Genomic DNA, 20,401 nt, shown 5'->3' with positions numbered 1-20,401 from the left:
AATTTAATACAATTATGTTAAAACTATTATTTAGAACACTGCTGGCAGTGTGTGCTGTGATTTCTTTTGCAGCCTGCTCTTCGGACTCCAACGAGACTCCTGAGGCACAAACCTCTTTGAAACTGGAACTGAAAGTAGTTCCGGAAAATATACAGGTAAAAGAATACAAACATCTTACTGTAAGTTTCAAAGAGCTTAATACTGGGTTTACTATGACGAAAGAAATTAAAAACACCAATACACTGCAGGTGACTCTTCCTTCGGGAACTTACAATATTATTGCAGAAGGAAATATTCTTTATGCCGACAATACAGGATCTATTGAAGCCAAAGTATCCGGCGTACAGACAGGGATGGTGATCACTGGCAGCGAGGTCAGCAAAACCATAAACCTATCACTGAAAGCCGGAAGCAATACCGATTTAATCCTTGAAGAAGTATTCTTTACCGGAACCAAAACACCGCAGGGAGCGATGTATTTTGGTGATCAGTATTTTAAAATCACGAATAATACAGATCAGACATTGTATGCCGACGGAATGTTATTGATTCAGTCCAGCTTTATGAGCAACGAAAAACAGGAATACAGTCCTAATATTATGGGAACTACCCTTTCAGCGGGAGCTATTATCAGAATTCCGGGGAATGGAACCACTTATCCTGTACAACCCGGAGCATCTATTATCATTGCTGAAGATGCCATCAATCATAAGCCTTTCAACTCGTTATCGATAGATCTTTCTCATGCCAATTTCCAGATTTTCAAAGAAGATTCTGACGATATTGATAATCCTGCAGTTCCAAAAATGGTGAACGTATTCGAAAAAATGGTAATTCATACACAGGGATATTATGCCTATGCCTTAGCCCGTATGCCTCAGGGAATGACGAATGAAGCGCTGCTGGCCCAGAACTCCTATACTTATACCTACAATCTTACTATCGGAGGAGATGTTTACCCGATGGACGGAACGGCTGTTAAAATTCCCAATGAATGGGTAATAGATGCTGTTAATTTAAGCGTGCAGGATTCTTTCCAATGGTTGGTAACCTCCCCTTCTCTTGATATGGGCTGGACTTCTGTAACGTCTTTCGACGGAGATAAAAACCGTTTCGGAAAAGCTGTGCGCAGAAAAGTGATTGGACAGACACCGGAAGGTAAAAACATTTACAAAGACACCAACAACTCTACTTCTGACTTTGAACATGGGGTAAAACCTTCTTTATTTAACTAAAAATGAAACATTTTCTTTCCATATCTATTCTGCTTTTATCATTATCCGGAGCACAGATCCAGGGTCAGATCAATGACTCAATCACTGGAAAAATTCGTGAACAATACAGCTATGAAAGGATTTTGAAAAACAATATTATCATCAACCCAGCCAGTCAACCAGGAGACAGGAAATACAATTTTACCACATTTAATGTGTTTACCAAAACCAACAATACTCCCAACGAAATACAACAAAAAGGCAAAGGGAAAAATGAATGGGGAGCAGAAGCCCGTACCCTGCAAATTCTAAATGATAAAACTACAGTGTGGGGGAACGCTTCTTATTCACAAGGAAAAAATAAGCAGGTGATATGGAATGAAAATGCTGACTACGACATCATTTACCCTTACATAGCAGCAGACAGTGTGGGAGGCGATATGAAATTTGAAACCTATCGTTTTTCCGGAGGATATTCCAAAAAGATTGATACCTATACTTTGGGAATAACGGCCAGTTACAAAGCCACTTTAAGCTATAGAGACATAGATCCAAGACCTAAAAATACTACGGCCAATTTTTCTTTAGCATTAGGAGCTAACAAATTGATGTTTCAGAAGTTCAGAATCGGACTGTTTGCAGATTCTGAAAAATATACCCAAAAGCATTATCTGAGTTTTGTAAGCAACCAAGGCTATCCTATGATTTATAATATGAGTGGATTGGGAAATTATAATGAGCTGCTTTCCGGAAAGCTTCGCCAGGCTTATTATGAAGGGTGGTCTTACGGTGGAGGATTGCAGATCTTTGAAGCAGACAACCGGAACTGGTATCTGAATTTGGGCATCAAACAGTTTAAACTTGATAAGCTTCTCACAGAATACGCTGACCTTAATGCCTCAAAGATTAACGAACAGCAGCTTACTTTTTCTGGAGGAAAATTTTTCAGCTCAGGAAAAGTGGTCTGGGGAATTTTTGCCGAAGGAAACAGTATCAAAAGAAAAGGGACAGAAAACCTATTTTTGAATGAAAATTCCAGAAATTATATCCAGATAGGCAGTGTGGAAAAGTACACTCATCATCTCAATAGGTTTATTGTCAAAGGCTTATTAAAAATGGGCAAAGAGGAATCCCAATCTTCTTTTCTTCCTTTCATCGGCTGGGTACAGGAAAAAGAGAAATACAACAGTCCGTTCTCAAAAATTGAACTAAGCAAGCTTATGTATGGAGCAGATTATCAATGGATAAAAACATTTAATACCAACCAGGTGTTAAATGTTCTATTAGGAGTTTCTGCCACGAATGTGTATCAAAAAGACCGTCTTTTTACCATTTCCGGAAAGCCAGCTATCAATGAGATGCTTCAGAAGAATTATAATGTCTTGTCGGCAGATTTTTGGCAGGCTCATATTGACATTCAGTTCCATTTTAATCTTCCTGTAATAAAAAATGCTTTTGTAGGAGGTAAAATGATGTATACTCACTTTCAAAATGGCACCAACGCACTATTTACCGCCAGTATAGGAAGTATTTTTTAAACACAGATATCATGAAATTTTCAGATCTTAAATTAATTCTGTTCGTAGGAATTATCTCTATCTTTTGTATGCAGCATACACTTCAAAAATACAGTGTAGATTACGGAGAAGTTACAGAACAGTATAAAAAACCCATAAAATACTGGCCAAAGCCTTCTGTAGATGCAGATATCAGTTGGAAAGAATTTGAAGCCATAGAATGGGATTCCAATTATTATGACACTCAGGAACTCCCGGAAGTAATGCTAGGGAAAAAGCTGTTTTTCGACCCAAAGCTATCCTCTTCCAGCCAGGTTTCCTGCAGCAGCTGTCATAATCCTGAGTTGGGATGGGCAGACGGACAGGAAATTGCACTGGGGCATGATCATTTACAGGGAAAAAGGAATACCCAGTCTCTTTTTAATATTGCAGATAGGAAGTCTTATTTCTGGGACGGAAGAGCAAACACATTGGAACAACAGCTTATTGGTCCTATTTCTGCTCACAATGAGATGAATATGAAGCCGGAAAAGCTTGCCGGAAAATTATCTCAATACAAAGAATACAGAAGGCTTTTTAAAGCAGTCTATCAAAGCGAGAAGATTACATTTAATAAAATTGCCCATGCATTAGCTACTTTTCAGAAAACAATACGAAGCCAGCCCAGCAAGCTGGATAAATTCATCAAAGGAGATCATAAAGCAATGACTGATCAGGAGATCTACGGAATGCATTTGTTCCGTACCAAAGCAAGATGCATGAACTGCCACTACGGAAAAAACCTGACAGATGAGTCTTTTCACAATATAGGATTAACCTATTACAAGCGGGAGTATGAAGATCTTGGATTATATCTTATTACAGGAAAAGCAGAGGATGTGGGAAAATTCAAAACGCCTTCTTTAAGGGATCTTAATTATACTGCTCCATGGATGCACAACGGACTGATGGATGATATGCACGGGATTGTAAGCCTGTACAATAGTGGAATGCAGATGATTAATCCTACTGCTGAAGAAAAGAATGCAGATCCTAACTTTCCTGTTACTGATCAGCACATGAAACCTTTACAGCTGAATGAACAGGAAATAGATGCTATCGTAGCCTTTTTAAAAAGTATGTCCGGAAGTTATTATAAAATGCCCAGACCGGAAATACCAAGAAAATAACCAATTGGTTATTTTACTATTAACCCCCATTATTTAAATAGTCAGTTTAGATAATGGGGGTTAAAAATTTATATAATTCTTCTCTTAAAATTTAAAGCCGATACTTAAATAAATCCTTGAAAAATCAAGCTGGCTGTTTCGGGAAACATTAATACTGATAGGGCCTATAAGAGATTCGTAGCCTAAGTTTACTCCATAACCGAACATATCAAAACTATTATTAAACGGAGAAAATTCCTCACTCACTTTCCCATAACTGAATGATGGGGTAAGATATAGTCTTTTCATAATTCTGTACTGAAGAGATAATGCCGCTTTCGCAACAGAAGTCATAGGAAGTTCTTTCTGACGAAGACCATTGAATTCCGGGCTTAAAAGATCATAATTGTACTCACTTCCTCCTAAGTTATATTTCTGATTCAGGAACAGATAAGGAACCTGATCTTCTCTTTTTGCTCCAAAACTGGCACCAAGAAACACATTTACTTTTGCCGCCAATCTTCTTGTAATAGGATAAGCAAAATTTTCGTTCATGGTAAAAGAAACAAGATTTTTAGGCTCGTAATAGTAAGAATCTTTCGGGTTCAAAATGGGATATAAAAGAGGCTGTACGGTGTTCAGATCATACAATTGATACTGATCTCCATAATAGAACCTTGTACTCACCTGAAGATGATTTCCTTTGGTAAAGAAATATCTTTTGTTCAGGTTATTCTGTTCAAATTTCAGAAATGTATTGAAATTGCTGTGGTTATAAAGCTTCTTACTATAATTGTCTATTTTGGCCTGATCTACTTTATCCAGCAAAGTATACATCCTTTCTGTACTGAACTCCGTTCCCAAGGAAATAAAAGCGTTGGGACTGACATTATAATTCAACGCTATTTTAGCCGTGATATTTCGGTACATATGGTTAGGAAAGCGATCTCCATTATCTTCACTTCCCACATCATAAAGCCTGAAGTTTAAGTCATTACTTTTAAGATGGACCATTTTGGCTTCCAGATCAAACCACAGACGTTCTCCGCTGTCTAAAAACTGTTGGTAGGCTAATTTTGCCTTAAAGCGTTCTGAGATATCCAATGTAGCAAGAAACCTGGATCGGTTCAGTAAAATATTTCTGTAAGTATAATTCACAATAATCCCGACAGACTGCTCAGTATCATAGTGTAGAGCCAGCTTAAAAGCTCCTTTTTTAGCTCTTTTTACAAAAATATTCATAGCCAAAGCATCTCCGATATTCGTGTAGGTATAGTATACTTTCACATACTGACGCATTCCAAATACTCTGTCTATTGCTTCATTTACGGTTTTTGCATCATAATACTTTCCTTCCGTAAGCCCCATTTGCTTTTTAAGCACTTCAATCTCGGCTGAATCGGTCATTGGAGTTCCGTCTTCTTCATTGAAAGTGAATTTCGCAGTAGGCAATTTCACTTCTTCTATCATTTCATGTTCGTACTTAATACCTAGCTTACGTTGCGTTTCTGCCAGGGCTACAAACTCAGGAAGGTGCTTTTTAGTCTCTATTTCTCCAATTTTAATAATTCTTCTGAATCTTGCAAAATCCTTGGTAGTAATATCCCCCAAAGGATCTACAAAGTCAACAAGAATATTAGAGAGTTCTTTCTGATGCTTAAAGTCTTCTACCGATCGGATGGCATGGGTCTGATAGATCATTTTCATCGGATTTTCAATTTCCTTTTTGGTGAAAAGCCTGAAACCTGTATATCCTCCAATCACAAAATCTGCCCCCATCTCACGAACCTCATTCGCCGGATAATTTCGGTCTAATCCACCATCTACAAGAAGCTTTCCATCAATATAAACGGGAGCAAAAGCTGCAGGAATTGCTAATGTAGAACGAATAGCCAAAGGTAAAGATCCTTTTTTCTGCATAATCAGTCCGCCATTTTCAATATCTGAAGAAGTAAGTTCTACAGGAATTCTCAATTGGCTGAAATCATTGATATGTTTAGCATTGAATGTAAGCGTATTAAGCACTTCGCCCATATATTGTCCTTCGATATATGAACTGGGAAGTGTAGGCACTCCTTTCACTACCGGGAACTCCAGAATATATTTATCATATTCGTCTTTCTCACTGATATTGACTTTATTATAGGGGATTTTATTGCTGAGGATTCTATTCCAGTCCATTTTATAAATGGTATGTTTCAGCTGATCAGCATTGTATCCCATTGCGTACAAACCACCAAGAATTCCTCCCATACTGGTTCCTGTGATATAATCTACTTTGATGCCCAGTGAATCAATCATCTTCAGAATACCGATGTGGGCAAAGCCTTTGGCGCCTCCCCCGCTTAAAGCAAGACCAAATTTGGTATCTTTCGTTACATTTCGAAGAGCAAGATCCAGAGAATCATTCTTTTGTTGAGATTTGATAATAAGAGAAAAAATAATCGCTAAAAATAACAGGCTTTTTTTCATGTCCAGTCCTTAATTTGTGCCGTGTAAAGTTTAAAAATTTTACTAAGGAGTAAAGATACATAAAAAATATACCGGTTAATTGACTGTTTTGATGAAGATACATTAAAAATCATATCCCTGAAAATAGATGATTATTTTCATTAAAATTATCTGCGAAAGATAAAGAAATTAAGTCCTATGCAATATTATTTCGAACATAGAACTCCAATTTATAATTTTATAATTAAGAAATTTTTAATACGTTTTCACGGTTTCTATAAAAGAAATATCGGGATTCAGAATTTCAAGAATAAGACTTTTGACAGATTTCATGGCATCATCAATATTTCCTTTTTCAAACTGCAGCGAAACCATTCCTTTTTTGGCATCGGCGAAACTCCAGATCCCCGTTTCTATCGGATAGCCCCAAAACTCGGGCAGATGCTGTACCACATAATGATAAATACACAGCTGAAGAGCCTGTTTTCTGTCACTATTGCGGAAATATTCCTCTACGTTATCTCCGTCTATTTTTACAATAAGGTTTTTAATCTTCGCTGTTTTATAATCAATAATTCTCAGGGTTCCGTTCAGTTTGTCAATTCTGTCGATAAACCCGAAGAAGGAAATCTTATCATTTCCATCCAGATAAAACTCTACATTTTCAAACCTTCTTTCGATGTCTACAATTTCCAGTTTATTGCCTTGCTGTATCAGTTCAAGATCATGACTCAGTACATTTTCAATGACTTTTTTTGCAATAGCTTTGTGAATATAATTCATCCCCTTTTCATAGAATTCAGGCTGATGCTTAAGCTTTTCAATAGCGATATTGATATAGTAATCTACTGCTTTAACTGAATCTTTTAAATCACTTTCCTTTAAAACCTTACCCTTCAACACCTCATATACTTCTTGAAGTGAATAGTGAACCAAATTCCCATAGTTTTTTATGGATAGTTCTTCTTCAATTTCGTCCGATTCCGAAGTATTTAAAATCTTAGATAAATAGAAATCGATCGGGTTATAAAGATAACTTGTAAGGTGAGAAGCAGACACTTTCTCTTTCCATTTTTGCAGACGTTCTTGTACGATCTGAGTTTTAGAAATCTCTATAGGTTTGGTTGTAATGGGCTCAGAAGAATTCTCAATAATCAGATGTTCGATAGGATGTGAGCTTTCCATTTCAATCTGGGTAACGAAACGGCTTTTTTCTCCGGTATTTACTCCGGAGCTTAATGCGTTGTACAAAAGGTGTACATTTTTCGCATCCTGAATCAATCTGTAGAAGTGATACGCGTAAATACTGTCGTTCTCCAGAAATGTATGAAGATCAAAGAACCTTCGGATGTCAAAAGGAATATAGGTATTCTGAGAGTTTCCAAGAGGCAGTTTTCCTTCGTTAACGGAAAGCATAATAACATTCTCAAAATTCAGGAGACGGGTTTCCAGCAAACCCATAATCTGAAGCCCCCTCAAAGGTTCCCCTTGAAAATCGATACTTTCTGAATTAATATGCTGGTTGATCAAAATTTCCAGAGTTTCCATCTTGATCGTAATATTGTAGGGAGTCAGCTGATTTTTAATAATTCTGAATGCATTCTCAAAATGAGACACATTCTCATATTGAATATCATCTATCTCAAGCCATTTTACATCTTGACAGAAGTCAATAAGCATATCCAGATAAGCTTGTGTACTCTCCGCTTTCTTAAGGAGACTAAAATAAGAGAGACTGCCTAGCAGCTCTTGTAAAAGTGTTTTGGAGATATAGACAATATTCCTCTCTTCTACATTTGTTTTAAAATCATTGATAATCTGCTCATCTTCAGCCGATTTTGGAAGTTCTTCCAGAATAGGAAAAATATCTCTGTAATAGTAAGAAGATTTATTTTTCTCCAGTTGTTTTTGCAGGTAGAAAAGTCTTTTCACCGCATTAGAAAAAGAAAGATTCTTTAGCGGGAAACCCATTGTAATATTTAGATTTTCAATCTCATGCATTACGTCAAGACTGGCCGGAAGAAGATTTTCATCCAAAAGCACTACCGCTGTATTGGAATAGGTTTTATTGTTAATTTCTTTAAAGATCTCGGGCAGAACCTTGGTTTGGGTAACGTTTCCTGAGACTTCATATACTTTGATATTTTTGGGCTGATTAAAGTCATCCTCAATCCATTGAAACGCTCTGTTATCGTCAAATTCTTTCCATGTTTTATGGTTCCGGAGAAATTTACCAGCTTCCTGTCTTTCGTCATCAAAATAATAACGGTCCGCCTGAAAAAAGCATTGAGCTTTGTTCCATTGCAAAAGATTTCTGACCAGTTTTTCTTCAACCGGGGTAAAAGCATTAAATCCACAGAAAACAAAATGTTCCTCTGTGTTTTTGGCAAAGTCGGAAATTTTAACTTTAGCGGTTTCATGAATCATCCCTGAAGTAGCCCAATTCTTTTCCTGCAGTCTTTGTTTGAGCTCCGGAAGAAAAACATTCATATTCTGCCAGAAATTAAGAAATTTCTTTCTTGGGACATCATCATCTTCACCCAGATTTTGTGCCCATTCCTTGATTCTTTCCTCATCGAACATATACTGCAACACCGCCTGATCGCTATCTGAAAACTTCAGAATATCATCCCAGTCTTTTTGCAAAGTAGGAAACCATTTCAGAAAATCTGAAAAATCATCTCTGGGAATAAGATTCAGACTTCTGTACACGTCAAACGAAAACAGCCAAAGCGGAATTCCCTGAATAGGCTGCTTATTTGAAATGGTATTGATAAGCTCTTCTACCGTAAAGAAATTGGGTAAAAATCCGGAATAATTCTTTTCCTCAAGAATTTCCCTGATAAATACGATAGGACGTTTTCCGGGCAAAACAATGTTAAACGCAGAAAGATCTGAGTTTTGGGCCAGGAGTTCGTTAATGATCTTATTGAGGAATTTCAAAGGGATTGGTAGCTTTTTAGGTTATCTAATTGTTCAGAAATAAGAACATTGTATTCTGTCTGTTTTTCTTTATTGATGCCATGTCGGGTATCACGGTCATAGGCAATCTGAAAGTTTTTATAATCATTAGAAATCCCGTCATAAATAGATTTAAAATATTTATTGTAATCTCCTGAATTTCTTATATTTTCAGCAACTAATTTCCTGAATTTCCTTACAAAAAGCTCAGCAATATCGAAATGCTTCTGTTCATGCAGAAGAACCTCATCATTGATCTTAGTGATATCTTTCCAGGATTTTTCTTCGTTAAAAACGGTTGCTATTGTTACGGTAACCGATAATTTGGGATTGGAAGATTTTACCACAGAAAATTCCCAGCCACAGTTTGTATGAGCGGCTACATTGGGACTGTTTTTCCTGTTAACAGGACTTTTAAAATTACCCCATTCCAGTTTTTTTTCTTCTTTCCAGTTTATTTTCTGCCCGAATATAGCCTGAGCAGTAAGCAGACACAATACGAAAGTCAACTTCATTATTCTACCACAATTGTTTTGGTGATCCAGTTATTTCCGCCATTCCAGAATTTGAAAGTATAGGTTCCTTTTCTCTGCGGGCTGAAATTGATTTGGCTTGCAGCCGTATAGCTTTCCTGTTTACACGGCCCGTTTGTTATATACCTGTAAGCTGTGACGGTTCTTTCAAGATTATTATTATAGATATAATCATATCCATAAAAACCCTGACAATGAGATGGATAAGAGGAATAAGTTTTGATGCTCTGGATGGCAAAAACGTCCATGGTATCATTTACAATTTTTACACTGTCTATTTTAATTTTGCCAATAGATTCAATCGTTTCATAATCATCGTCGTTACACGATGTTAGAAACAAGCCAAACAATAATGCTGAAAATCCAAGATTTAAAATTGTTTTCATAACCTTCAATTTTGTGATTATTAACAAATATTTAGCAAAAATTATTCCTTACTCCTGCCAAATTACGAATTAAAATTACCTTTTGATACGTATACTACTTTTTTAGTATCAAAAAACTCTCCCTCAAAATAGTGTTTCAGATTGAAAATCTCACACTTAAGTCCGGCAAGTTCTTCCGCAAGATCACCGCCTTTTAGATATAAAATTCCGTTGTGTTTAGGATTAAACTGTTCTTTTTCAAATTTACCTTTCAGCCATCTTAAGAATTCCGGCATCTGGGTAACAGCTCTGCTGACTACAAAGTGGAACTTTTCTTTCAATTTTTCTGCTCTTCCGTGGATAGCCGTCACGTTTTTAAGGCCAACCCCTTCTGCTACGGCATTTACTACACTGATTTTCTTACCGATAGAATCAATCAGGGTAAATTCTGTATCAGGAAACAAAATAGCCAGAGGAATTCCCGGAAAGCCTCCTCCGGTTCCAATATCCAGAACTTTAGTTCCCGGAGCAAATTCCATTACTTTTGCAATTCCTAAAGAATGCAGAATGTGTTTTTCGTACAGCGATTCCATATCTTTTCTGGAAATTACGTTGATCTTTTCATTCCATTCATTATACAAAGTTTCAAGTTGTTCAAACTGTTTTAACTGTGTTTCTGTAAGATCCGGAAAGTATTTTAATAGTAACGATGTAGACATATGAATTATTATAGTCTGCAAAAATAAGTTTTTATTGGCTTTTTTCAAATTTTAACCAGGGTTATATTCAAAACAAAATGCTTCAGAACTTTTTGGGTTTAATTGAGTTCAATAGGATTATTGGTTTTCATCAGAAGTCTTGCCATTTCAGCATCCGGATTTCCTTTCCCGGATTTTTTAAGATCATTAAGATCAAGCTGTGTAATGTAGCCATCTTTCAGCTGTACCCCCATTGTTCCGGCTTTTGAATCCATATTAATACTTTCGATATCATCCGGAGTAAAGGTATATCCGGACAGAAATTTCTTATAATCGAAGTCCGATGTTTTCTTATTGTTTTTAGGCAACAGAGCAAAGATCGATTTCATCTTTTTTACCTGAATCAAATGAAAAGCATGATTATTTTCTGTATCGTTTATCTTCACAACAAGCCCCGGAAGTCCGCTGAATTTGTAAGGGCCGTCGCTGATCGGGTAATCTTTACTGAACCAGGCTTCCCATTTTCGTCCTTTGTAGTCTGTAACGGCTCTCTGACAACTCATTCCGTCAATATTCATAAACTCTTTCTGAACCTTCCACACGGGCATTTCCTGATCTGCAATAACCAGATTTATTCCTTTGAATTTGTCGTACAGATTCATTGTTTTTCCCGAGTGATCTTTTTCAAGGATGTAGTTCAGATTCCGGTCATATCTTTTACTGGCAAGAAGTGCTGAAAAACTTTTATCAACATTATAAATAGAATCCCGTTCATACTTTACAGAGTTATAAAAATACGATTTTCTGCCGTCGGAATCCAGATTCATATAATCTGTAATAATGGAGTCTTTCTTTGCAAGATCAGGTCTCATTTTATATTCATATACAAAACGGTAATTCTGAGCAGAAAAGAGAGAAAAGGATAGTAAAAAAATGATTTTCAATGTCTTCTTCATAGGTTTTAGTTTTTGCTAAAATAAGCTTTATTTATTTAAACTAAATAGAAGAAACACAGCAGTTACACTCATCAAAAAACCTGACAAAAATCTTCAAATCAACTCTATTTTTATTCCATTTGCAAAACGTTTTTATTATATATTTGTTAAAATTCAAAAAATACATGGATAAACTTTCAGATAGAGTAAAAAGATTAGGATACTCACAGACTTTTGTAATGTCTAATAAGGCCAGAGAAATGAAAGCCAGCGGAATAGATGTAATCAGCTTAACTCTTGGTGAACCGGATTTTGATGTTCCGGACAATATCAAACAGGCCGCTTTCGATGCTATCAACGAAAATTACAGCCACTACTCTCCTGTTCCGGGATTTCTGGAACTGCGTGAGGCGATCGCATATAAATTAAAAAGAGATAATAACCTGAAATACAAACCTACGCAGATTTGTGTATCCAACGGGGCAAAGCAGTCTATTTTAAATGTTCTGGCCGCTATTATCAATGATGGGGATGAAGTATTGCTTCCGGCTCCTTACTGGGTAAGCTACGATGAAATGGTAAAAATGATGGGCGGAAATTCTGTTATGCTTCCCACTTCTTATGTAACGGATTTTAAAGTTACTGCAGAACAGGTGGAAGAAGCCATCAATGAGAAAACCAAAGCTATTCTTTTCAGCTCGCCATGTAACCCTTCCGGAGGATATTACACGTACGATGAATTGAAATCTATCGCAAAAGTAGTAGCCAAATACCCTCATGTAACGATCATTTCTGATGAGATCTATGAATACATCAATTATGAAACAAAAACAACTTCTATCGCCCAGTTTCCTGAAGTATATGAGCAGACCGCAGTAATCAACGGAATGTCGAAAGCTTTTGCAATGACCGGATGGAGAATTGGATATTCTGCCTGCCCGGAATGGCTGGCCAAAGCTTGTGAAAAAGTACAGGGACAAATGACCAGCGGAGCGAACACAGTAGCACAGAGAGCTTCCATCACAGCATTAAAAACAGATCCTGCTGAATACAGATATATGATTGATGCCTTCAAAAAGAGAAGAGATCTCGTATATGATTTGATCAAAGAAATCCCTGGATTTAAAGTATTGCTTCCAAAAGCAGCCTTTTATTTCTTCCCAGACATTTCCCATTATATCGGAAAGACATTAAATGGAACTGAAATTAAAAATTCTGACGATTTCGCCATGTTCATTTTGGAGAATGCCCATGTAGGCTGTGTTGGCGGATATTCTTTCGGAAGCCCGGAATGTATAAGATTTTCTTACGCAGCTTCTGAAGAAGATTTAAGAGAAGCGATGAAGAGAATTAAAGAATTATTAGAAAAATTCAACTAAGAACTACATAAAGAAAATAAAACACAGCCACACAACAATGAATTTGTTAAAAAAACTAACGATCGCTACCAGCATTGCTGCAGCCAGTTTTGCAGGATATGCTTATGGTCAGGATTTCCAATGGAAAGAAGCTACTTCTAATGGTTACCAATACAAATACGTAACCAATGATCCTACTTCCGCAAGGTACTACACTTTAAAAAACGGCTTAACCGTTATCTTAAGTCCAACCAAAAAAGACCCGAGAATTCAGGTGTATATTGCAACAAAAGCAGGAAGTAAAACAGACCCTTCCAATCATACAGGGCTTGCTCACTATCTGGAGCATATGCTTTTTAAAGGAACCAACCAGTTTGGTTCTAAAGATTGGACAAAGGAGAAACCTCTTTTGGATCAGATTGATGCTCTTTATGAAAAATACAATCAGACCAAAGACGAAGTGAAAAGAAAAGAGATCTATAAAGAAATTGATAGAGTTTCCGGAGAAGCAGCCAAGTTCGCGATTGCCAATGAGTACGACAAAATGATGGCCGGAATGGGGGCAGACGGAACGAATGCTTTTACATCTTTCGAACAAACGGTTTACACAGAAGATATCCCGGCAAATGTTATTGACAAATTCCTTGCGGTGCAGGCTGAAAGATTCAGAGAGCCTGTTCTGAGACTTTTCCATACAGAGCTTGAAGCGGTATATGAAGAGAAAAACAGAACTCTTGATGATGATGGAGACAAAGTGTTTGATGCCATGTTTGCCAATCTTTTCCCTAACAACAACTACGGAAAGCAGACTACCATCGGGACCATAGAGCACCTTAAAAATCCTTCTCTACACGCCATCAGAGAATATTACAACAACTATTACGTTCCCAACAATATGGGAATCATCATGTCTGGAGACTTCAATCCGGATGAAGTAATTGCTAAAATTGACAAGGCTTTTTCTTACATGAAATCAAAGCCGGTACCTGAATATAAAGTGGGCCAGGAAAAACCCATCGCTTCTCCTGTAACAAAAGAAGTTGTTGGACCCAACCCTGAAAGCGTAATGCTTGGCTTCAGGTTTCCTGGAGCTTCTACCAAAGATGCAAGACTGCTGAATCTTGTAGGAAATATGCTTACTAACGGACAAGCTGGTTTAATAGACCTGGACCTTGTAAAGAAACAGAAATTATTGGGAGCGGAAGCTTTTCCTTATGCTCTAAAAGACTATTCTGTTTTACTTTTACAGGGAAGACCTACCGAAGGGCAATCTCTGGATGAAGTAAAAAATCTACTACTACAGGAAATCGATAAACTAAAAAAAGGGGAATTTTCCGACGATCTGATACAGTCTATTGTAAACAACGAAAAGAAAAACATCATCCAGAAAGACGAAAAGTATTCCTCAAGAGCTGGCATTCTGATGGATGAGTTCACCTCAGAAGTTGATCATAGAGTGATGTTGGAATACGTGGAAGAAATCTCCAAGCTTACTAAAAAAGACATTATGGATTTTGCTTCCAGATATCTTCAAACCAATAATTATGTTGCGGTTTATAAAAGAAAAGGGGAAGACAAAAGTATTGTAAAAGTAGACAAACCAACCATTACTCCTGTTTCTGTAAACAGAGAAGATCAGTCTCCTTTCCTTAAAAAGATTGATGAGATGCCGGAAAACGCAATCTCTCCTGTTTGGCTCAATTATGATAAAGATATCGCCAAAAATAAATTGGGCGAAGTCGAAATTTTTTCTGTGAAAAACACCGACAATGCCCTATTCAGAATGTACTACCATTTTGATTCAGGAAAATGGAACAACAAAATTCTTCCTTTGGCTGCAGAATATCTTCAGTATTTAGGAACAAAAGATAAGTCTTCAGAAACCATCAGCAAAGAGTTCTACAAACTGGCTTCAAGCTTCAATGTAAGCGCAGGTAACGAAGAAACCTATGTATCTCTTGAAGGGTTGAATGAAAATTTCGACAAAACCATTTCCCTGTTTGAAGATCTTATCAAAAACTGTCAGGCTGACCAGAAAGCACTGGATGCATACAAAGCAAGACTGAAGAAAGCAAGAGCCAACGCTAAGCAGAACAAAGCCTCCATTATGGCCGGATTGAGAAGCTATGCACAGTATGGAGCTCAAAATCCTTTCAACAATGTATTGAGTGATGCTGAACTTGACGCGTTAAAAGCAGAAGACCTTATCAGTATACTTCGCGATCTGTTCAATTTCAAACATAAAGTATTGTATTACGGACCGAAATCAGGAAATGAAGTAGTAGCGTCATTACAACCTATCCACAAGCTTCCTGCAACACTGAAAGAACTTCCTAAGACAAAAACGTTCACTCAGATTCCGACAGATAAAAACAAAGTGCTTTTTGCCCATTATGATATGGTGCAGGCTGAGATTTTCTGGGTAAGAAATTCAGATCTGTACAACCCAAGCATTACACCAACTGTAAGTTTATTCAACAATTATTTTGGAGGCGGAATGGGATCTATTGTTTTCCAGACCATCAGAGAATCTAAAGCTTTGGCCTACTCTACTTATTCTTACTTTGCGCTTCCGAACAAGAAGGCAGATAAAGATATGGTAATGGCTTATGTAGGAACACAGGCAGACAAATTCAACGAGTCGACTACAGCTATGAATGAGCTTCTAACCACTCTTCCAAAATCTGAACAATTATTTGAAACCGCCAAAAGCGGATTGAAAAAATCTATTGCGTCCGAAAGAATTACTCAGGACGGAATTATTTTCTCTTACCTGAAATCACAGAGACTTGGTAACAATTCCGACATAAGAAAGAATGTGTACGAACAGGCTCCCAAGTTGTCTTTTGCAGACATCAATGCGTTCCACGACAAGGAGATGAAAAACAAAAACTACACCTATTGTGTTGTGGCAGCACAAGACAAAGTAAATGAAGCAGATATGCAGAAATTAGGCGAGATTAAAAAGCTTAACCTTACCGAAATATTTGGATATTAAAATAAAGAAAAAGCCCTGAAATCAGGGCTTTTTTATGTATTACACATCAAAAACAATTATAGATTTTATTTATCGAAATTCGTTTGTTCGATAGACAAAACTTCTCTATATTTGCATAAGAAATTTAAATATAAAAACAGAAAATTATGTCTTTAGTAGGAAAAAAATTCCCAAATTTAACAATCGATGCAATGTCTGAAATGGGTGACGATCTAAGAATCAACATCCTTGATGAAGCAGTAAACAACCAACAAAAAGTTCTTTTATTCTGGTACCCAAAAGATTTTACTTTCGTTTGCCCTACAGAGCTTCACGCTTTTCAGGAGGCTTTAGGTGAATTCGAAAAAAGAAACACAAAAGTAATCGGTGCATCTTGTGATACAAATGAAGTACACTTTGCATGGCTAAACACTCCAAAAGATAACGGAGGTATTGAAGGTGTAACTTATCCACTTTTAGCTGATACTCACAGACAATTGGCTAACACTTTAGGAATTGTAGATCAGGATTTTGAATACAATGAAGAAGGAGAAGAAGTTTTCACAGGTTCTAACGTTACTTACAGAGCAACTTACCTTATCGACGAAACTGGAAAAATCTTCCACGAAGCGGTAAACGATATGCCTCTAGGAAGAAACGTAAAAGAATTCTTAAGATTAATCGACGCTTATACTCACGTTCAAAAACACGGTGAAGTATGTCCTGCAAACTGGGAAGAAGGAAAAGACGCTATGAAAGCTGACAGAACTTCTACTGCAGAGTACTTAGCAAAGAACTAATATAATGTGTTAATTTGAAAATGAGATAATTTGAAAATTAATCTCAGGATGATTAAAAATTATCTCATTTTCTTCTTTATAAATCATTAATACATTTTCAAATTAACAAATTTCAAATTACAATCATGTACACAGAATTAACCGAAGATACATTACAAAATATAGTTAACGACAACGAAAAAGTAGTTGTACAGTATGGCGCAACATGGTGCGGAAACTGCAGAATCATGAAGCCTAAATTCAAAAAATTAGCATCAGAAAACGATTCTATTCCATTTTTATACGTAGATGCTGAAAAACTTCCTGAAAGCAGAAAATTAGCAAAAGTAGACAACTTACCTACTTTCGCCATTTTCAAAAACGGTGAGTTGGTAAACCAGGTTCAGTCTAACCAGGCAGAAAGTTTAATTAACCTTTTTAATGAATTAGCATAATGAAATTACCTATCATCAGACAGTTTTATCAGAATCAGACTCCTGAAAATCTTGAGAAAACCTTAGAGGTTCTGGAAAGTTTCAGCGAGTTCCGAGGAACAAATGAAGAAGACTTAAACGTTGCAGGAGAACTTATCACTAATATCTGTGGTGCTCTAGAAGTTCACGCCAACGTACAGAACGGAATGAGTGAAAAAGATGCTTTAAACTCTTTTGCACAAAAGGTTCTTGGGTCTATCGACAAATAAATATTTTTCAATATACCATCATTGAAAAACACAAAATTCCTGAGGTTTTCCTCATAAATATACTTCTTTACATTCCTCAATAATCCATTCAGTTTCTGCGAAATCAGAACTTCAGAAAGCTTTTAAAGCAAGTATGAGGTGGTAACTGTATTCCCTTTATTGAAGAATACCCAATCAAAATCCTGGTGAATTTTCATCAGGATTTTTTGGCTTTACAACTTATAATACATAACACAAAAATTTTACACAAATACCATGAATAAATACATACTCAATTTTATCAATCAAAAATATACACTCAATCATCTGTGAAAATCTATGAAATCCGTGGTCAAAAAAATTAAACACAACCTAAAGTTAGAGTGAAAACTTATATTCAAAAAAGAAATAAAAAAATCCCGATGAAAACTTCACCGGGACTGTATTGTATTAAAGAAATTCAATTAGTTTCTTCTGCTCATCAGAATACTTAAGATATACCAGAACAAAAGCATAATAGAAGCAAAAAGCTGTAAAGCCGCTCCCACATACTGTTCTGTACCATAAGAATCTTTTAATTTACTTGTCTGATATAAAATGGTTGCAGAAGCTAAAATAACCATTCCTACAGAGAACCATAGCCCTAAGTTGAAACCGAAAAATATTCCTCCTGCAATTAGTCCGATTGAGATAAACCCTCCAATTACAATGATATTCCTTAAAAAAGAAAAATCTCTTTTAGAGGTAAAAGCAACTGCAGAAATACCTGCAAACATTGCAATAGTAAGCATTGCAGCCTGAAAGATCACATTTGCTCCCGCCACATTAACCGCAATAAAAAGCAAAGGCATAAAGATGACAGCCTCCAGCAGAATATAGAACCCTAAACCAAGATACTGTGTAGATTTACTTTGCGACAATGACCATTTGGATGCTAAAACAGACGCTAACCAGAATACTCCAATAATCAGAAGCCAAATATATCTCTGGCCAAACATCATCGTAATAACTTCAGCGGGTACTGTTTTCAGTAGAACCGTTTCAACTCCAATAAAGGCAAGAATTGACAAAGCAACGTGCAAATACGTCTTTTTGTAAAAATCTGCTTTCTCCATTTCTGAAGAATGAGCAACTAAAACATCGGTCTTCATAATTTATATTTTTTTGTTTAATTTATTTCATAGTTTGTATTACTTCCCATATAAATGACAGTAAAAAAAAGGAATTATTACTTAACACCCACAACCTTTTTAGGCTTCGGCTTTATTCCTAATATCTTTCCGTCATTTTCAAATACGGCAGTTACTATATTTTCCGGTGCTGCCGACTGATCGTCAGAATATTTATAAATAATCATAGGATATACCTTTCCATCCATCGTAGATTTATAGCCTGATTTCAAGAGCACAAGCGTCTTTTTAAAATCAATATCAGCAGACAGTTTTTTATAAACAACATCCGTCACCAATTCCTTGGCTTTTGGTGCAAGCAGACTTTCCATCGTTTTTCTGTCAGAAGATTTTAAAGCAGTGATAAATTTGATAAATTGAGCGTTGTATATCGCTATTTTATCTTTATCCAATTCTGCCGGCAAATCCTTTTTCTGACTGCCTTCCACCTTTACATCAACAACCTTTTGGGCAAACATCAACTGCCCGATTATGATAGCAAGGCCTAGAAATAATTTTCTCATATGATCAAACTTATTATTTGGTGAAAATAAGTGATGGAAGATACGAAAATCACACCAATTCCAAAAACTTCATTGTATCCACATTATCCGCATAGGTATCAAGCCCCGGATTTTGCGCCTCGCCAAAAGAAATTGAGTTTAATCCCAACTCACTCTTAGCAACAGTACACTGAATATTTTCTTCATTTTCAGCAATAAAGTTCTTTACATCATCAAGAGATTCATAACGGCTAAAATTGATCACAGAAAGCGGACTGAACAACTTATCATCTTCTTTAAGCATCACAAAATTATTATCCCAGAATTTTTCCTGATTCAAAAGATAAACGGCTCTGTTATAATCATAATTGTTAGCATATTTATGGTGGTGAATGATATCCTGGAAATCAATAAAACTTTCAAAAAGCCTGTCAATAACAAAATCCTGAGGAATAAAAACTCTTGTCACATTTCTGCATCCTAATCCGAAATACTGGAAAATATCCTGAGCCAGAAGTTTTAACTCTTCTTCTGTCTCATCTCCTTTCAGAACGGCAATTGACGTTCTGTTTTTACGAATAATACTTAAATGGTCTTTAAAATAATATTCAAGATATCTTGCGGTGTTGTTACTTCCTGTTGCAATTACCGCATCAAAATTTTCCAATTTCTCTACCAGTTCGAACTGAACCTGACCATCAGAAAATGCATTCCATTTATTCAACAGAAACGGAATCAGATATTTATCTTTTGAAGACAGCTTAATCACAGGAATATGATTGCTTAGCACTACAGAAATTACATCATGAAGGCCCACCAAAGGAATATTTCCGGCCAAAATCAGTCCTACTCTCTTTGAGATTGTTGAGATTGAATAATTTTCAAGCCAGTTTTTGATATTGTCTTCTGTAAGAAGATCTGCCCACTGCTGTAAAGCAAATTTCTGATTCTCAATAGTAAACCATTGATTTTCAATTTTAGATTTGTTTAATAATAAGTCAATATTAACATCATCTTCATTATAATCTTCCGTTTTCTTCGATAAAAACGCTTTTATATAATCGCTTAATTTAATAAGTCCTAAAACTTGATTTTCGGTATTCATAATTAC

At 36.3% G+C, this 20,401-nt stretch carries 17 protein-coding genes; 8 read left to right on the top strand and 9 right to left on the bottom strand.

All coding sequences use genetic code 11. From position 1 onward, the window contains the following. Positions 1-14: 14 nt before the first annotated feature. From ACQ76T_RS04410 to ACQ76T_RS04400, 3 genes are all read left to right on the top strand, one after another. Positions 15-1,235 (top strand): DUF4876 domain-containing protein, encoded by a 1,221-nt coding sequence (locus ACQ76T_RS04410; protein ID WP_431342125.1) that lies wholly within the window; start codon positions 15-17, stop codon positions 1,233-1,235. Positions 1,236-1,237: 2 nt separating this feature from the next. Continuing rightward, positions 1,238-2,752 carry a DUF6850 family outer membrane beta-barrel protein gene (locus ACQ76T_RS04405; RefSeq protein WP_431342124.1) on the top strand — a complete coding sequence of 505 codons (1,515 nt, stop codon included), beginning with the start codon at positions 1,238-1,240 and terminating at the stop codon, positions 2,750-2,752. Between the two features lie 68 nt (positions 2,753-2,820). After that, complete coding sequence (locus ACQ76T_RS04400; RefSeq protein ID WP_431343715.1) at positions 2,821-3,900, top strand: cytochrome-c peroxidase; 1,080 nt, start codon at positions 2,821-2,823, stop codon at positions 3,898-3,900. Between the two features lie 84 nt (positions 3,901-3,984). Here ACQ76T_RS04400 and ACQ76T_RS04395 read toward each other — a convergent pair whose 3' ends face one another. The 6 genes from ACQ76T_RS04395 to ACQ76T_RS04370 form a co-directional block, all read right to left on the bottom strand. After that, on the bottom strand, positions 3,985-6,351 hold the full coding sequence (locus ACQ76T_RS04395; RefSeq protein WP_431342123.1) for a patatin-like phospholipase family protein: 2,367 nt from the start codon (positions 6,349-6,351) through the stop codon (positions 3,985-3,987). A 234-nt stretch (positions 6,352-6,585) separates the two neighbouring features. Next, positions 6,586-9,273 (bottom strand): PD-(D/E)XK nuclease family protein, encoded by a 2,688-nt coding sequence (locus ACQ76T_RS04390; protein ID WP_431342122.1) that lies wholly within the window; start codon positions 9,271-9,273, stop codon positions 6,586-6,588. Continuing rightward, positions 9,270-9,806: a DUF922 domain-containing protein gene (locus ACQ76T_RS04385; RefSeq protein WP_431342121.1), complete on the bottom strand. Its 537-nt coding sequence runs from the start codon at positions 9,804-9,806 to the stop codon at positions 9,270-9,272. Before ACQ76T_RS04385 ends, ACQ76T_RS04390 begins: the two co-directional genes overlap by 4 nt. Next, entirely contained in the window at positions 9,806-10,210 is a 405-nt protein-coding gene (locus ACQ76T_RS04380) for a hypothetical protein (RefSeq protein WP_431342120.1), read from the bottom strand. Before ACQ76T_RS04380 ends, ACQ76T_RS04385 begins: the two co-directional genes overlap by 1 nt. 62 nt (positions 10,211-10,272) lie before the next feature. Continuing rightward, positions 10,273-10,908 (bottom strand): 16S rRNA (guanine(527)-N(7))-methyltransferase RsmG, encoded by a 636-nt coding sequence (gene rsmG / locus ACQ76T_RS04375; RefSeq protein WP_431342119.1) that lies wholly within the window; start codon positions 10,906-10,908, stop codon positions 10,273-10,275. A gap of 98 nt (positions 10,909-11,006) precedes the next feature. Then, complete coding sequence (locus ACQ76T_RS04370; RefSeq protein ID WP_431342118.1) at positions 11,007-11,843, bottom strand: GLPGLI family protein; 837 nt, start codon at positions 11,841-11,843, stop codon at positions 11,007-11,009. Positions 11,844-12,007: 164 nt separating this feature from the next. On the opposite strand from ACQ76T_RS04370, the gene ACQ76T_RS04365 reads away from it, so the two are divergent. The 5 genes from ACQ76T_RS04365 to ACQ76T_RS04345 all read left to right on the top strand — a co-directional run bounded on the left by ACQ76T_RS04365 (position 12,008) and on the right by ACQ76T_RS04345 (position 17,639). After that, positions 12,008-13,201 (top strand): pyridoxal phosphate-dependent aminotransferase, encoded by a 1,194-nt coding sequence (locus tag ACQ76T_RS04365; RefSeq protein WP_431342117.1) that lies wholly within the window; start codon positions 12,008-12,010, stop codon positions 13,199-13,201. Positions 13,202-13,238: 37 nt separating this feature from the next. Then, positions 13,239-16,178: a M16 family metallopeptidase gene (locus tag ACQ76T_RS04360; RefSeq protein WP_431342116.1), complete on the top strand. Its 2,940-nt coding sequence runs from the start codon at positions 13,239-13,241 to the stop codon at positions 16,176-16,178. Between the two features lie 146 nt (positions 16,179-16,324). Continuing rightward, entirely contained in the window at positions 16,325-16,957 is a 633-nt protein-coding gene (locus tag ACQ76T_RS04355) for a peroxiredoxin (protein WP_047098363.1), read from the top strand. A 125-nt stretch (positions 16,958-17,082) separates the two neighbouring features. Beyond that, complete coding sequence (locus ACQ76T_RS04350; protein ID WP_034698499.1) at positions 17,083-17,391, top strand: thioredoxin family protein; 309 nt, start codon at positions 17,083-17,085, stop codon at positions 17,389-17,391. After that, the gene (locus ACQ76T_RS04345; protein WP_431342115.1) at positions 17,391-17,639 is read left to right on the top strand and encodes a DUF6952 family protein; all 249 of its coding nucleotides are present in this window, start codon (positions 17,391-17,393) and stop codon (positions 17,637-17,639) included. The genes ACQ76T_RS04350 and ACQ76T_RS04345 overlap by 1 nt, the downstream gene beginning before the upstream one ends. 443 nt (positions 17,640-18,082) lie before the next feature. On the opposite strand, the gene ACQ76T_RS04340 is transcribed toward ACQ76T_RS04345, so the two are convergent. The 3 genes from ACQ76T_RS04340 to ACQ76T_RS04330 form a co-directional block, all read right to left on the bottom strand. Beyond that, positions 18,083-18,769 carry a Bax inhibitor-1/YccA family protein gene (locus tag ACQ76T_RS04340; protein ID WP_431342114.1) on the bottom strand — a complete coding sequence of 229 codons (687 nt, stop codon included), beginning with the start codon at positions 18,767-18,769 and terminating at the stop codon, positions 18,083-18,085. Between the two features lie 77 nt (positions 18,770-18,846). Further along, positions 18,847-19,311: a peptidylprolyl isomerase gene (locus tag ACQ76T_RS04335; RefSeq protein WP_431342113.1), complete on the bottom strand. Its 465-nt coding sequence runs from the start codon at positions 19,309-19,311 to the stop codon at positions 18,847-18,849. A 49-nt stretch (positions 19,312-19,360) separates the two neighbouring features. Continuing rightward, on the bottom strand, positions 19,361-20,395 hold the full coding sequence (locus tag ACQ76T_RS04330; RefSeq protein WP_431342112.1) for an acyl-CoA reductase: 1,035 nt from the start codon (positions 20,393-20,395) through the stop codon (positions 19,361-19,363). Positions 20,396-20,401 lie beyond the last annotated feature (6 nt).

This window comes from Chryseobacterium sp. JK1, from assembly GCF_050632815.1.
Classification (GTDB): domain Bacteria; phylum Bacteroidota; class Bacteroidia; order Flavobacteriales; family Weeksellaceae; genus Chryseobacterium.
The sequence above is the reverse complement of the archived record's forward strand: the minus strand, read 5'-3'. Positions and strand labels throughout refer to the sequence as shown.